At 65.1% G+C, this 13,865-nt stretch carries 13 protein-coding genes; 5 read left to right on the top strand and 8 right to left on the bottom strand.

All coding sequences use genetic code 11. The annotated features are described in order from the left end of the window. Window positions 1-7: 7 nt before the first annotated feature. Together RE429_RS01120 and RE429_RS01125 are read right to left on the bottom strand one after the other, a co-directional pair. Window positions 8-1,123, bottom strand: a complete 1,116-nt coding sequence (locus tag RE429_RS01120) for a murein transglycosylase A (protein ID WP_414472570.1) — start codon at window positions 1,121-1,123, stop codon at window positions 8-10. Between the two features lie 50 nt (window positions 1,124-1,173). After that, window positions 1,174-1,896 carry a Tim44/TimA family putative adaptor protein gene (locus RE429_RS01125; protein WP_414472571.1) on the bottom strand — a complete coding sequence of 241 codons (723 nt, stop codon included), beginning with the start codon at window positions 1,894-1,896 and terminating at the stop codon, window positions 1,174-1,176. A 263-nt stretch (window positions 1,897-2,159) separates the two neighbouring features. On the opposite strand from RE429_RS01125, the gene secB reads away from it, so the two are divergent. Next, on the top strand, window positions 2,160-2,645 hold the full coding sequence (gene secB / locus RE429_RS01130) for a protein-export chaperone SecB (protein WP_414472572.1): 486 nt from the start codon (window positions 2,160-2,162) through the stop codon (window positions 2,643-2,645). A gap of 71 nt (window positions 2,646-2,716) precedes the next feature. On the opposite strand, the gene dnaQ is transcribed toward secB, so the two are convergent. From dnaQ to RE429_RS01155, 5 genes are read right to left on the bottom strand one after another with little or no spacing between them, the layout of a single operon-like run. Continuing rightward, on the bottom strand, window positions 2,717-3,442 hold the full coding sequence (dnaQ, locus tag RE429_RS01135) for a DNA polymerase III subunit epsilon (RefSeq protein ID WP_414474272.1): 726 nt from the start codon (window positions 3,440-3,442) through the stop codon (window positions 2,717-2,719). A gap of 2 nt (window positions 3,443-3,444) precedes the next feature. Beyond that, window positions 3,445-4,059 carry a dephospho-CoA kinase gene (coaE, locus tag RE429_RS01140; RefSeq protein ID WP_414472573.1) on the bottom strand — a complete coding sequence of 205 codons (615 nt, stop codon included), beginning with the start codon at window positions 4,057-4,059 and terminating at the stop codon, window positions 3,445-3,447. Next, window positions 4,056-4,904: a shikimate dehydrogenase gene (locus tag RE429_RS01145; protein ID WP_414472574.1), complete on the bottom strand. Its 849-nt coding sequence runs from the start codon at window positions 4,902-4,904 to the stop codon at window positions 4,056-4,058. The genes coaE and RE429_RS01145 overlap by 4 nt, the downstream gene beginning before the upstream one ends. A 12-nt stretch (window positions 4,905-4,916) precedes the next feature. After that, complete coding sequence (locus RE429_RS01150; protein WP_414472575.1) at window positions 4,917-5,534, bottom strand: Maf family protein; 618 nt, start codon at window positions 5,532-5,534, stop codon at window positions 4,917-4,919. Between the two features lie 4 nt (window positions 5,535-5,538). Beyond that, window positions 5,539-6,372, bottom strand: coding sequence for a pyruvate, water dikinase regulatory protein (locus tag RE429_RS01155; RefSeq protein ID WP_414472576.1), 834 nt, complete (start codon window positions 6,370-6,372; stop codon window positions 5,539-5,541). A 379-nt stretch (window positions 6,373-6,751) separates the two neighbouring features. Between RE429_RS01155 and hemE the strand changes: the two genes are divergently transcribed. The 3 genes from hemE (at window position 6,752) to rho (ending at window position 9,836) form a co-directional block, all read left to right on the top strand. Then, a complete protein-coding gene (gene hemE / locus RE429_RS01160; RefSeq protein WP_414472577.1) occupies window positions 6,752-7,789 on the top strand; it encodes a uroporphyrinogen decarboxylase in 1,038 nt (345 codons plus the stop codon). Window positions 7,790-7,797: 8 nt separating this feature from the next. Beyond that, window positions 7,798-8,220, top strand: coding sequence for a protoporphyrinogen oxidase HemJ (gene hemJ, locus RE429_RS01165; protein WP_414474273.1), 423 nt, complete (start codon window positions 7,798-7,800; stop codon window positions 8,218-8,220). 350 nt (window positions 8,221-8,570) lie between these two features. Continuing rightward, window positions 8,571-9,836: a transcription termination factor Rho gene (gene rho, locus RE429_RS01170; RefSeq protein WP_414472578.1), complete on the top strand. Its 1,266-nt coding sequence runs from the start codon at window positions 8,571-8,573 to the stop codon at window positions 9,834-9,836. A 235-nt stretch (window positions 9,837-10,071) separates the two neighbouring features. Here rho and RE429_RS01175 read toward each other — a convergent pair whose 3' ends face one another. Then, window positions 10,072-12,078: a thioredoxin domain-containing protein gene (locus RE429_RS01175; RefSeq protein ID WP_414472579.1), complete on the bottom strand. Its 2,007-nt coding sequence runs from the start codon at window positions 12,076-12,078 to the stop codon at window positions 10,072-10,074. A gap of 134 nt (window positions 12,079-12,212) precedes the next feature. Here RE429_RS01175 and mnmE point away from each other — a divergent pair, with 134 nt between their 5' ends. Further along, a complete protein-coding gene (gene mnmE, locus RE429_RS01180; RefSeq protein WP_414472580.1) occupies window positions 12,213-13,523 on the top strand; it encodes a tRNA uridine-5-carboxymethylaminomethyl(34) synthesis GTPase MnmE in 1,311 nt (436 codons plus the stop codon). Window positions 13,524-13,865: the final 342 nt, after the last annotated feature.

Here is a 13,865-nt window from a genome sequence, read left to right on the forward strand (position 1 = left end):
GAGGTTTTCATCGGGCTTTGGGCTTGAGCACCACGAAGCGCACGGCATGGCGCAGCAGACCCGCGCGGATGCCCGCCTCCTCGCCGCTGCCGAAAAAGAAATCGCCCCGCGCGGGACCGACGATCGCCGAGCCCGTATCTTGCGCAATCATGAGCCGCCGCAGGGGCTCCGATCGTTCGAGCGTGAGGGGAAGGTCGCCTTCCAGCCAGAAGGGCAGGCCATAGGTCCAGAGCTGACGGTCCACCGCGAGGCTGCGGCCCGGCACCAGCGGAAAGCCCGCTCCGCCGATGGGGCCGTCCTCCGGCGCCAGCTCATCGGCCTCGCGAAAGAAGATATAGGAATGGTTCTGCCGCATCAGCTCCCGGGCGGGGCCGGGATGGTCCTTCAGCCAGCCCATGAGTTTGGCGAGCGTCATGGATTCGAGATCCATCTCGCCCCGCTGCACCAGCACACGGCCGATGGAGGTATAGGGGCGTCCGTTGCGGCCCGCATAGGCGACGCGCATGACCGACCCGTCGGTGAGGCGGATGCGGGACGAGCCCTGCACGTGAATGATGAACGCCTCGCCCGGCTCGCGCAGGTAGACGACCGGCCTAGCGAGCGGTCCGAGCGCACCGTCCTCGATCGCGGCGCGGTCGGGATAGGGCTCATAGCCTTGTCCCGTGCGCCGTGCGGCCTGGAGGCCTTTGTCGATTCCGGGCAGGGTTTCGCCCTGCGGAATCGTGACGAGGTCGTCGGGTCGCGCCAGCAGGGGAACCGTGTAGCGCGAATCGGGCGTGCGCGAGCCCTGGAACTCGGGCTCGTAGTAACCGGTGAGAAAGCCGTTGCCGGCCGGAGGCACGACTGCGAAGGGCGTGAAATGCGTTTCGAAAAACCGTCGCGCCTCGTCACGAGGCAGAGCGGGGCTCTTCAGGGCCGTCCGGCAGACGGCGAGGAGATCGCGCTCGGGAGCCTGGGCCGGCCGCAATTCTGCGGCGCTCGCATCGAGCGCGCGGCAGGAGCGGAGAAAAGCCCTGAAGGCGGCCGCGTGATCGTCGTCCTTCCAGGAATCGAGATCCCCGAAGGACAGGGGCTCAAGGCGCGCCTGAGCCGCCGGACGCGAATCGGCCTCTGCCTGCGGCATGGTCAGGGTCCAGGCGAAAAGGCATGCGAGAACGGCTCGCCCGGCATGCCTCATTGCCCCGCTTCGGTCGCCACGAGCTGCCAGTTGGGATCGCGGCTGCCGAGCTGGCGGGCGAAGGTCCACACGTCGGTGACCTCGGCGACCTGATCGGGGCTTCCGTCCACGACCGCGCCGGACCCGTCGCGGGTCACCGTGATCAGCTGCGAGACGAAGCGCACGACGATCTGGGCCGTCTTGCCGTAGACCTCGGCTCCGGCCATTTCGGCCTTGTCGATGGACACGAAGGTTGTTTCCACACGCTCGCCGCGCTGCTCGCGCTCGGTGATGGCGCGCTCGAACCCCTCATAGACGTCCCGGGAGAGGAGGTCCTTGAGAGTCTTGCGGTCTCCGGTCGCAAAGCCCGTGACGATCATCTCGTAGGCGGCCTTGGCTCCCTCCAGGAAGCCGGCCGGGTCGAATCCGGGCTCGGCGCGGGCGATGCTGTCGAGGGCCGTGGCCATGGGGGTGCCGGGCTCGGCGAAGCCCTTCCAGCGCTCCGTGGTCTGGATCTCGGCCGCGGGTCGGGTCCCGTTGGGGCCCGGGAGATGCACCACATTGTGATCGGCCTCGGCCGGCGGATTGCCCGGACGCAGGGGCGCATCGCGGCGAGACAGCGGATCGAAGGGCGGCTGCTCGTTGCCGGTCTTCTGCCCCAACACCGATCGAAGGCGCCAGATCACGAAGATGGCGAGAACGATGAAAATAAGGGTCGTGATGTCGAAGGAATCCTGCATCGTCGATCCGTTGTCAGCCTGCCGGGACCCGGCTGGCGCCGGGCGTGACCCCGCGGTGAAAGGAGGGTTCCTTTGCATATGGGGTCCAGGGGTCGTAACATCCACCTCTCCCCGCGACAAGCACAAGGAGGCTCGCAAATCTTGCCTCCCGTGCACGGAACTGATAGCGCGAGGATCCGTGGCCCGCTGCCGATCAGGTGCCTTCATGATGTGAAGCGCCCCGTCCGGGTCGACCGATTGACCTCTCTTCGGAGCATGAAACCATGGCCGATAATCCGGCAAACAACGGAGCGCCCGGCGGTATGCCCGCGCTGAACGCCCTTGCGCAGTACTGCAAGGATTTCTCGTTCGAGAATCCCAATGCCCCCCGTTCGCTGCAGCAGCAATCCGAAGGTCCGCAGATCAACCTGCAGGTCAACGTGAATGCCAAACAGCTGGCCGAGGCCGATTTCGAGGTGGACCTCACCCTCGAAGGCAATGCCAAGGCCGGCAACGACGTGCTGTTCGCCTTCGAGCTCACCTATTCCGGCGTGTTCCGCGTGCAGAACATTCCGCAGGATCAGCTGCATCCGGTGGTGATGATCGAATGCCCGCGCCTGCTGTTCCCCTTCGCCCGTCAGATCGTGGCGGACGCGGTGCGCAACGGCGGCTTCCCGCCCCTGTACATCGACCCGATCGACTTCGTGGCACTCTACCGCCAGCGCGCCAGCGAGCTTCAGTCTCAGCCGGGCGGTCAGACCCTGTCGTAAGACGATCAAGCTTTTTCAAACCATGAAGGGCGGAGCGGGCGACGGCTCCGCCTTTTGTTTTGCCCGCGACGTCAGGAAGCGTCCGGCCCAGCCTCGCCGATATAGTCGCGCCAGACCGCGTTCGCGCCGAGCTGCTCGATGAAGGCCGCATGCGCGGCGCGTTCCGCATCGGTCAGACGCGTCATCATGGGGCGGGGTTTGACTTCGCGCCGGCTCGCCGCAGCCAGGCGGACGGCGTTGCCGCCGCCTTTCGCAGGCTGGGCGCTAAGATCGAAACCGACCTGTCGGCCGCCGATCAGCTCGATATAGACTTCGGCCAGAATTTCGGCGTCGAGCAGCGCCCCGTGTTTGGTGCGCTTGGAATTGTCGATGCCGTAGCGCGAGCAGAGCGCGTCGAGATTGTTCGCGGCACCCGGATGCTTGCGCCGGGCCATGGTGAGGGTATCGACCACATCCGCGAGATCGATGGCGGGATGGCCGGTGCGGGCAAATTCCGCATTGATGAAGCCGATATCGAAAGCCGCGTTGTGGATCACGAGCCGCGCATCGCGGATGAAGTCGTAAAACTCCTCTACGACGGCCGCGAAGACCCGCTTGTCGGCCAGGAAGTCGTCGCTCAATCCGTGCACCGCGAAGGCGCCCGGAGAGACCGGATATTCCGGATTGATATAGACGTGGTAGTTCTTGCCCGTCGGGATATGGTTGAGGAGCTCGACGCAGCCGATTTCGATGATCCGGTCGCCCTTGGCATGATCGGTGCCGGTGGTTTCGGTATCGAGAACGATCTCTCTCAGCATCGTCAAACACTCTTCCTCGGGTTCCGGCGGCCGGGACGTCCCGCCAGACACGCCATGATGGACCTCACCTGGGCCTCCGCGGAAGCGAAGCCCCGACTCGTATCGACAAGAAAATGCGCCCGGGCGCGCTTGGCCGCATCCGGCATCTGCTTAGCCAGGATCGCGTTAAAGGTCTCTTCCGTCATGCCGGGCCGCGCCATCACCCGCGCATGCTGCACATCGGGAGGCGCGGTCACGACGAGAACGGCGTCGCAGCGGTCCTCCCCGCCCGTTTCGAGAAGAAGCGGGATGTCGAGCACGGCGAAAGGCGCGGTCGCGGACACTCTCCTCAGGAAATTTTCCTCCTCCTCCCGCACGAGCGGATGCACGATGCTCTCCAGCCGCTTCAATTTTTCCGCGTCGTTGATCACGGCCTGACCGAGCTTGCGGCGATCCACCGCACCGCCGGCGACCGTGCCCGGAAAGGCGTCCTCGATCAGGGGCGCGGCGCGCCCGCGATAGAGCGCGTGGACGGCCGCGTCCGCATCGTGCACGGGAACGCCGAGACGCCGGAAGAGAGCGGCGGTAGCCGATTTTCCCATGCCGATGGAGCCCGTCAGTCCGAGCACGAAGGTCATCGTCCGGCCTCGAGATCGGCGACGATCCTGGCGCGCAGGTCCGGCGTGACTTCGGGCCGGATTCCGAACCAGCGCTCGAAGCCCGGCGCCGCCTGGTGCAGCAGCATGCCGAGCCCGTCGACGGTCCGCAGGCCTTCGGCCTCGGCAGCCGCGAGCAGCGGCGTGCGCAAGGGGACATAGACGATGTCCGTGACGACGGCGCCGCGCGGCGCCTTGGCGAGATCGAGCATGAGCGCTGGCTGTCCCGCCATGCCGAGGGACGTGGTATTGACGATGAGCGCCGCTTCGGGAAGCGCGCGATCGAGATTCTCCCAGGCGAGGGCCTCGAGCCTCGCCGAGCCGTAGCGCTCGAAATCGCGCACGAGATCCTGGGATTTCGAGAGCGTGCGGTTGGCGACGAGGATCCGCTTCACCGGACGATCCTGCAGGCCTGCGACGACGCCGCGCGCCGCTCCTCCCGCGCCGAGAACCAGCACGGTATCCACATTTTTCTCCCAGCCTGTCCCCAGGCTCAGGTCGAGATTGGCCATGAAGCCGAGCACATCCGTGTTGTCGCCCCACACGATGCCGTTCTCGACCCAGAGCGTGTTGACCGCCCCCAGGCGCTCGGCCCGCTCCGTTCTGCGCATGACACCCGCGAAGGCGGCTTCCTTGTGCGGGATCGTGACGTTGCCACCGGCAAAACCCTGACCCGGAAAGCTTTTCAGAAAAGCCCCGAAATCCACAGGCTCAACATCGATGCGCTCGTAGGAGCCGCTCAACCCGTATCGTTCCAGCCAGAAGCCGTGAATGAGCGGGGAGCGGGAATGCTTGATCGGGTGGCCGACGATGAAGGCCTTCGTCATGATGGTGGAATCCTAAAGTGCGAGGCATCCGAGGCGGCGCAACGCCGACAGGAGCGGGAGCAGGGGAAGCCCCAGAATGGTGGAGTGATCGCCCTCCACGGAATCGAACAGATGAACGCCGAGGCCTTCGTAGCGATAGACGCCGACGCTGCGGAGCACGGCCGGGTCGGCGAGTTCCAGATAAAGGTCGATCACCTCGCTCGTGAGCGGCCGCATGGTGAGAGTCGCGGTGGCGACGAAACTTTCCACCACGGCGCCGCCGATGGCGAGCGCCCCCGCCGAATGAAGCGCATGGCTCTTCCCGGACAGGGCCTGCAACTGGTCCTTGGCGGCCTCGCGGTCCGCCACCTTGTGAAACACGGCCCCACCGCAGGCGAGAACCTGATCGGCGCCGAGAACGATCCGCTGAGGGTGACGGCGGCTGACCGCCAGGGCCTTCTCGGCGGCGAGCCGGCCCGCGAGGGCGGGCGGCTCGAGCCCTTCGCCTCCGGCGGCCTCCTCGATCCGGCGTTCGTCCACGTCCGGGGCTTGCGTTTCGACCGAGAGCCCGGCGCTCACGAGGAGCGCGAGCCGCGTTGCGCTCGTGGAGGCGAGAAGCAGGTTGTCCGGTGCGGTCCAGAGCGCGGGCATCGGTCTATTCCACGATGAATTTCATGCGGTGGTCGCGGTACAGATCGATGATCGCGGCCGCCGTCTCCTCGATGGAGCGGCGCGTCACGTCGATCACCGGCCAGCCGTGGCGGGCGAACAATCGCCGCGAGGCCGCGATTTCCTCCGCCACGGAATCGCGATCCACATAGGACGTGTCGTCGTCCGCCTTCAGGCTGAGCAGGCGATTCTGCCGGATCTGCACGATGCGTTCCGGCGTCGCCACGAGACCGACCACCAGCGATTTCCTCGCCTCCTGGAGCTTGGGCGGCAGGGGCATGCCCGGAACGAGGGGAAAATTGGCGGTCTTCAGTCCGCGGTTGGCGAGATAGACCGCCGTCGGCGTCTTCGAGGTGCGGCTCACGCCCATGAGGATCACATCGGCCTCGTCCAGATCGTCGGGCAGGTGCCCGTCATCGTGGAGGAGGGTGAAGTTCATGGCATCGATGCGCTTGAAATATTCCGCGTTCAGCATGTGCTGGGCGCCCGGCCGGGCGGTGGAATGCGTTCCCAGATAGGACGAGATCATCTGGTGCACGGGCTCGAGCACCGAGAGATAGGGAGAGCCCGTGGCGCGGCAGACCTCTTCCAGGCGGCTCGTCAGGTCGCTGTCCACAAGGGTGTAGAGCACGATCCCGGGCGCAGTTTCGATCTCGGTGAGCACGCGTTCGAGCTGCGTGGTGGAGCGCACCAGCGGATAGACATGCTCGATGGCGGCCACGCCTTCGTATTGCGCCACGACCGCGCGGGCCACGGTGATCAGGGTCTCGCCGGTGGAATCGGAGACGAGATGGAGGTGGAAGTAGCTGCGTCCCGGCAAAGCGGATCCCCCGGAAGAAGGAGTCGATAAATGTGGATAGAACGGCTCCTTCCCGAGGTCCAGGGCAGGGCCCCTGTGATTTGCCGCGATGGCCATCAACAGGGCAGCTCGATGTGCGAGTCTGGAATCCCTCGTTTGGGAGAATCCGGCACGAATCACTCGGGATCGGGCCGTTAACGTTCCGTTCAAATTCCTTAACGGGCTGTTAAGGTTTAAGAATTCGGAAAGGATTGAGGCGACCCTGCCTCATCCGTTAATGAATGGTTAACGGGCCGGCCCGTGTGGAAGGGTTGTGGACGGGGTTGCGGCTTTGCGATTCACGGCCCAAGAGAAACATCAGATTCTTAGATTCAAAGATTATTCTTATTAGAGAGGGCCTGTGAGCGAGCGTCCCACCAAAGCGATCCTGCGCGTGCTGAACGGAGAACCGGTCTGGCCTCTGCCGATCTGGATCATGCGCCAGGCCGGCCGCTATCTGCCGGAATATCGGGAGACCCGGAAGCAGGCGGGCTCCTTTCTCGATCTCTGCTATACGCCGAGGCTTGCCGAGGAAGTGACCCTTCAGCCCATCCGGCGGTTCGGCTTCGACGCCTCGATCCTGTTCTCCGACATCCTGGTCATTCCCCATGCGCTGGGCCAGGACGTGCGCTTCGTCGAGAACGAAGGGCCCAAGCTCGATCCGGTCACGTCGGAGAAGGATTTTGCGAGGCTTTCCGAGGAGCTGCCGCTGGAGCGCCTCGATCCGGTCTTCGAGACCCTGGATCGGCTGAGCAAGAGCCTGCCGAAGGAAACCACCCTTCTCGGCTTCTGCGGCGCGCCCTGGACCGTGGCGAGCTACATGATCGCCGGCAAGGGCACGCCCGACCAGGCGCCGGCCCGCCTGACCGCCTATCGCGACCCGGCCTTCATGGACCGGCTCATCGAGAAGCTGGTGCGGGCCTCCACCGCCTATCTCATCCGCCAGATCGATGCGGGGGCGGAAGCGGTGCAGATCTTCGAGAGTTTCGGCGCGGCGCTTCCGCCGGCTCTCTTCGACCGGCTGTCGCTCGATCCGATCCGCCGCATGGTGGAAGGCCTGAAGGCTGCCCGTCCCCAGGCCAAGGCCATCGTGTTCGTGCGCGGCGGGGGCGCCAATCTCCATCGCTTCGCCTCGGCCGGGATCGGGGATGCGCTGGCCCTCGACTGGACGCTCGATCCGGCTCTGGTGCTCCCCACGCTGCCGGGCACCGTCCCGACCCAGGGCAATCTCGATCCGCTCGCGCTGATCGCCGGCGGAACCCCGATGGAGCAGGGGATCGACCATATCCTGAAAAGCGTGCGGGGTCGTCCGCACATCTTCAATCTCGGCCACGGGATTCTGCCGGAGACGCCGATCGCCCATGTCGAGCAGATGATCGCCCGCGTTCGAGGAGCCTGAAAAGAATGCTGTATCTCTGGCTGAAAGCGTTTCACGTCATCGCCGTCATCGCCTGGATGGCGGGCATGCTCTACCTGCCGCGCCTCTTCGTCTATCACTGCGATGCGCCGAAGGGCTCGATCCAGTCCGAGACCTTCAAGATCATGGAGCGCAGGCTTCTGAAGGCGATCATCAATCCGGCCATGATGGTGACCTGGGTGCTCGGTCTCTATCTCGTCTGGGACGGCGGCTGGTACACATCCGGCTGGCTGCACGCGAAGGTTCTTCTCGTGCTGATCCTCTCCGGCCTGCACGGGGTCTATGTGCGGCGCCTCAAGGATTTCGCCGCCGACAAGAACACCAGGCCTGCGAAATATTATCGCATCCTCAACGAGGTGCCGACCGTCCTGCTGATCGGCATCGTGATCCTCGTGATCGTGAAGCCGTTCTGAGGTTCCCGAACGCGATGCCCGGCTCCGGGCCGGGCATCCGGGTCCGATGGCTCGACGGCTCCGCTTGAGGGGAGAACCGAAACTTTTTCTCGGAAAATGATCCTGTACGAGGGAGAAGCCTTTCGTATGGGAAACCCTCCCGAAAGGGTTATTCAAACAGCACTTGAGAAAAGCCGCGAAGGCGGATATAAAGAAAGCCCCTTCCATAAAAGACAGGTTGCGCTGCACGGGCCCCCCGGGCTCTCTCAAGTCACCTCTAGTGATCTGGGCGGCCCTGTCGAACGTTCCCCCGATCTCCCCCCCGCGTCCAGTCAACCTGCCCGCGAATTTTACTCCGAGAGTGTTCCCCGATGAGGGAAATCAAACTTCAAGATCTCAAGTCCAAGACGCCGACCGAACTCATTGCCTTCGCCGAGGAGCTCGAGGTCGAGAACGCCAGCACCATGCGCAAGCAGGAGCTCATGTTCGCCATCCTCAAGCAGCTTGCCGCGCGCGAGGTGGAGATCATCGGAGCAGGCGTCGTCGAGGTGCTGCAGGACGGCTTCGGCTTCCTCCGCTCGGCCGATTCGAATTACCTGCCGGGGCCGGACGACATCTATGTCTCCCCGAGCCAGATCCGCCGCTTCGGCCTGCGCACCGGCGACACGGTGGATGGCCCGATCCGCGGCCCGAAGGAGGGCGAGCGCTATTTCGCCCTTCTGAAGGTCAACACCATCAATTTCGAGGATCCTGAGAAGATCCGGCACAAGGTTCACTTCGACAACCTGACGCCGCTCTTCCCGCAGGAGCGCTTCAAGCTCGAGCTCGAGGATCCGACCCGCAAGGATTACTCGCCGCGCATCATCGACATCGTGTCGCCGATCGGCAAGGGCCAGCGCGCATTGATCGTCGCCCCGCCGCGCACCGGTAAGACGGTGCTCATGCAGAACGTGGCGCAGTCGATCACCACGAATCACCCCGAGTGCTACCTCATCGTGCTGCTCATCGACGAGCGTCCGGAGGAAGTGACCGACATGCAGCGCTCCGTGAAGGGCGAGGTCGTGGCCTCCACCTTCGACGAGCCGGCGACCCGACACGTGCAGGTCGCCGAGATGGTGATCGAGAAGGCCAAGCGCCTCGTGGAGCACGGCCGCGACGTGGTCATCCTGCTGGATTCGATCACGCGTCTGGGCCGCGCCTACAACACGGTGGTGCCGTCCTCCGGCAAGGTGCTCACCGGCGGTGTGGACGCCAACGCGCTCCAGCGTCCGAAGCGCTTCTTCGGTGCCGCGCGCAACATCGAGGAGGGCGGTTCGCTCACCATCATCGCGACCGCGCTGATCGATACCGGTTCGCGCATGGACGAGGTGATCTTCGAAGAGTTCAAGGGCACCGGCAACTCGGAAATCATCCTGGACCGCAAGGTCGCCGACAAGCGCACCTTCCCGGCCATCGACATCACCCGCTCCGGCACCCGCAAGGAAGAGCTGCTGGTTCCGAGCGACACGCTCAAGAAGATGTACGTGCTGCGCCGCATCCTCAACCCGATGGGCACGGTGGACGCCATCGAGTTCCTGCTCGACAAGCTGCGTCAGACCAAGTCGAACCAGGACTTCTTCGACTCGATGAACACCTGAGGCGCACCGCCCGTTTACGACAACCCAGCCCCATCCTCGTCAGTGAGGGTGGGGTTTTTCGTTATGCGTCACCCATAAGGCGTTTCCTCTCGTCCGACACCGAATTCCCTCAGATCGCCCGCATCAGCCAGAGGACGAGAAGAGTCAGAGCGGCCGAGATCAGAAGCGAGCCCAGGCAGCCGACCCGGTTCGAAAAGAAGAAGAACATCGATAGCCCCGTCCGCGTTCGGGCCGGTTACAGCCCCAGCATCTCCCGCACCTGATCGCCCAAGGCCTCGGGCGTCTCGACCGGGAGCGAGCAGCGCGTGCCGGCACAGACGAGCGCCCGGGCCTGGTTTTGGGATGCGACGAGGGCTCTCGCCGGATGATCCTCGTCCAGGGTGTCGCCGGGCCGCAGCCACCGCACGCTGCGGTCGAGATAGGGCACGCGCAGGGCAGCCGCTCGAAGCGGTTCCGGGTCGTCGCCCGCGACGAGGATGCTCAACCCCCTCAGATGCAGGTCGAGGGCGTTGAGAATGGAGGTGTGGCCGAGCGGGGACGCGCGGGCGATCCCGACGAGCCTTGCGAGGATCTCGTCCGCCTGCCGATGATCGCTCGGCTCTTCGGTGATCTGTGAAAGCCGCACGAGCGCCTCCGCGAATACGCCGTTGGCATTCGGCACCGCCTCGTCGTGGGTGGGCTGAGGCCTGACCACGAGGGGATCGGCTCCCTTGGCCGTCATGGCGAGGCAGCCGGTCTGCCCGGTCATGAAGTCGTCCAGGAGGACTTCGCGCCAGGTTCGGGCGTCGGTCAGGTAGGCGTCGTCGTTCGTCGCCTCGTAAAGGGCGAGGGCCGCCCGCATCATGGCGGCGTGGTCCAGGGCGAAGCCTGGAAAGACGAGCGAATCGGCGCGCCAGGAATGGCCGAGCCGCCCGTCCCGGTTCATGGAACCATGGATGAAGCGATAGGCGCGCTGCGCCAAGGCGATCCAGTCCGGCCTCTCCAGCAGGGGAGCCGCCCGCGCGAGGCTCGCCATCATGAGCCCGTTCCAGTCCGCCAGGATCTTGTCGTCGAGCCCGGGCCTGATCCGGGTCGCCCGCCGCTCCAGAAGCTTTTCGCGCATGGCGGCGAGCCGCTGCTCCACCGGAGGAGGGGCTTCGCCGGTAATCAACCGGTTCGGGATGTTGAGGCCCTCGAAATTTCCCTCCCTGGTGATGTCGTAGACCTTGGCGAAGAAGGCGGCGTCTTCCTCGCCCAAGACCTCGCGGATCTCGTCGAGGCTCCAGACGTAGAAGCGGCCTTCTTCGCCTTCCGAGTCGGCATCGAGGCTCGCGGCGAAGGCGCCCTCGGGCGTCACCATCTCCCGTTCGAGCCAGGCGACAATTCCCTCGGCCGCGTCCTTGTAGAGCGCGCGGCCGGTTTGCGCGTAGGCGAGCGCGTAGAGTTCCAGGAGCTGCGCGTTGTCGTAGAGCATCTTCTCGAAATGCGGCACCATCCAGCGCTCATCCACCGCGTAGCGCGCGAAGCCTCCGCCGAGATGATCGCGGATGCCGCCGAGCGCCATCTGCTCCATGGTGAGGAGAAAGCGGCGGCGTGCCTCCCCGTCGCCGGTGCGCCGGGCATGGCGAAGGAGATATTCGAGAATCGGCGGGTTGGGGAATTTCGGTGCGCCCTGAAGTCCGCCATGCTCCGTATCGATCAGCTCCGTCAGCCTGCGGCCCAACTGGTCGAGATCGGCGAGGCTCAAGCTTCCACCGTCGGATTCCGCCCCTTTGGACAGGTGTTCCCTCAGGACGTCCCGGTTCTTGAGGATACGGTCCGGCTCGGCGTGGTAGAGGCGGCTGATCTCCCGCAGGATCGGGACGAAGCCGGGGCGGCCGAAGTGCGGCTCCTTCGGGAAATAGGTGCCGCCCCAGAAGGGCTCGGCCTGCGGGGTCAGGAACATGGTCAGGGGCCAGCCGCCCTGTTCGCCCAGGAGGTGGAGGGCGCTCATATAGACATGGTCCACATCCGGGCGCTCCTCCCGGTCGACCTTGATATTCACGTAGAGCTCGTTCATCACCGCCGCCACGTCCGGGTCCTCGAAGCTCTCGTGGGCCATCACGTGGCACCAATGGCAGGCGGCATAGCCGACGGAGAGCAGGATAGGCCTGCCGAGCCTTTGGGCCTCGGCCAAGGCGTCGGGTCCCCATTCCCACCAATGGACAGGATTGGACTTGTGCTGCAGGAGGTAGGGCGAACTGGCATTCCTGAGGCGGTTCATGGATCCTGCTCCGATAGGGTGGGGCTCATGCGAAGATTGAAGCGGACCGATTCCGATCGGACCCGTTCCTGATTCGCGCCGCCCATTGCCGTGTCACATGTTCAAGTCTCTCATGGTGCCGGAGGTCCATGCCCATGCGTTCGGATGATACCATCTTCGCCACCGCTTCCGGCCACGGCCGTGCGGCCGTCTGCATCGTCCGGATCAGCGGGCCGCAGAGCCGGACGATTCTCGAGATGCTGGGCAGGAACGTGCCGGAGCCCCGTCATGCCGCGGTGCGGGTTCTCAGAGACCCCGCTTCGGGCGAGCCCCTCGATCAGGCCCTGGTGCTCTGGATGCCGGGGCCGCGGAGCTTCACCGGCGAGGATCAGGCGGAACTCCATATCCATGGCGGCTTGGCCACCCGCGCGGCGGTCCTGAAGGCGCTCGGTGCGGTCCCGGAATGCCGGCCGGCCGAGGCGGGCGAGTTCACCCGCCGGGCCTTCCTCAACGGGCGGATGGACCTGTCCCAGGTAGAGGGCCTCGCCGATGTGATCGATGCGGAAACAGAGGCCCAGCGCCGCCAGGCCATGCTCCAGCTCGAAGGCCGCCTCGGCGATGCCGCGGAGGGATGGCGCGAAGGGACCCTGCAGGCTCTTGCGCTTCTCGAAGCGAGCCTCGATTTTTCCGACGAGGGCGACGTTCCGGAGGATCTGGAAGCCGACATCCTGAATCGGCTCGATCGTCTCGGGGGCGAGATCGGCCGGGCGCTCGCGAACCGCAGCGGCGAGCGTCTGCGCGAGGGTTTTACCGTCGTGCTCGCCGGCCCGCCCAATGCGGGAAAATCCACCCTGCTCAACGCGCTCGCCCGGAGGGATGTGGCCATCGTGTCCCCGATTGCCGGGACGACCCGCGACGTCATCGAGGTGCATTGCGATCTGGGCGGCCTGCCCGTGATCATCGTGGATACGGCGGGCCTGCGCGAGAGTGGCGATATGATCGAGCAGGAGGGCGTCTCCCGTGCCCGCGCTCGGGCCCAGGACGCGGATCTCGTGCTCTGGCTGGTGCCGCCGGAAGGCCAGGAGACGGGAGCTCCGCCGGCGCGTCGGCTACTCAAGGTCGGCACCAAGGCCGATCTGAACCGCAGCGGTCGCGGGTGCGATCTTCTGATTGCGGCCTCGACGGGGGAAGGCCTCCCCGGCCTGATCGCCGCCCTCGAGCAGGAAGCGGAGGCGGCTTTAGGCCAGGGTGACGCGATCTTAACCCGCGAGCGTCATCGTAAGGCTCTGGAACGAGCCCATCGTTCCCTGGCCGCGGGACGGGAGCTCCTCGCCGGCCACGGTCCGCTCGAACTGGCCGCCGAGGAAGTCCGTCTCGCCGCGCGCGCCATCGGCGAGATCACGGGACGGGTCGATGTGGAGGATGTGCTGGATCGGCTGTTCTCCAGCTTCTGCATCGGCAAATGAGCCGGTCCGGTCACGAGCGGGCAGAACTGCGGAAGTTTCTTCGAAAGGCTGTTCACGAATCGGTGCAATGATGCTGAATCCATGTTGCATAGGCTGTGGGAATCGTGTGCAGAACGTGGGGTCCCGGCGGATGTTTCACGTGAAACATTTTGCCCTTTTGACCTCTCTGCTCCGAAGACCTAAAGCATCGTTCGCAGCAGTGAATGCCGATTCCACGGTCGATCCGCCGCCTCCTTCAGGAAGGCCCCATCGGATGGACAGAAAACCCGGTGCGCTTTTATCGGCGTAGCGCTTCGGCCCGCATTGCAGCGAGACCCAAGGCATGGAGATCAGATTCCGTGA

This window comes from Microvirga sp. M2, from assembly GCF_047497095.1.
Classification (GTDB): domain Bacteria; phylum Pseudomonadota; class Alphaproteobacteria; order Rhizobiales; family Beijerinckiaceae; genus Microvirga.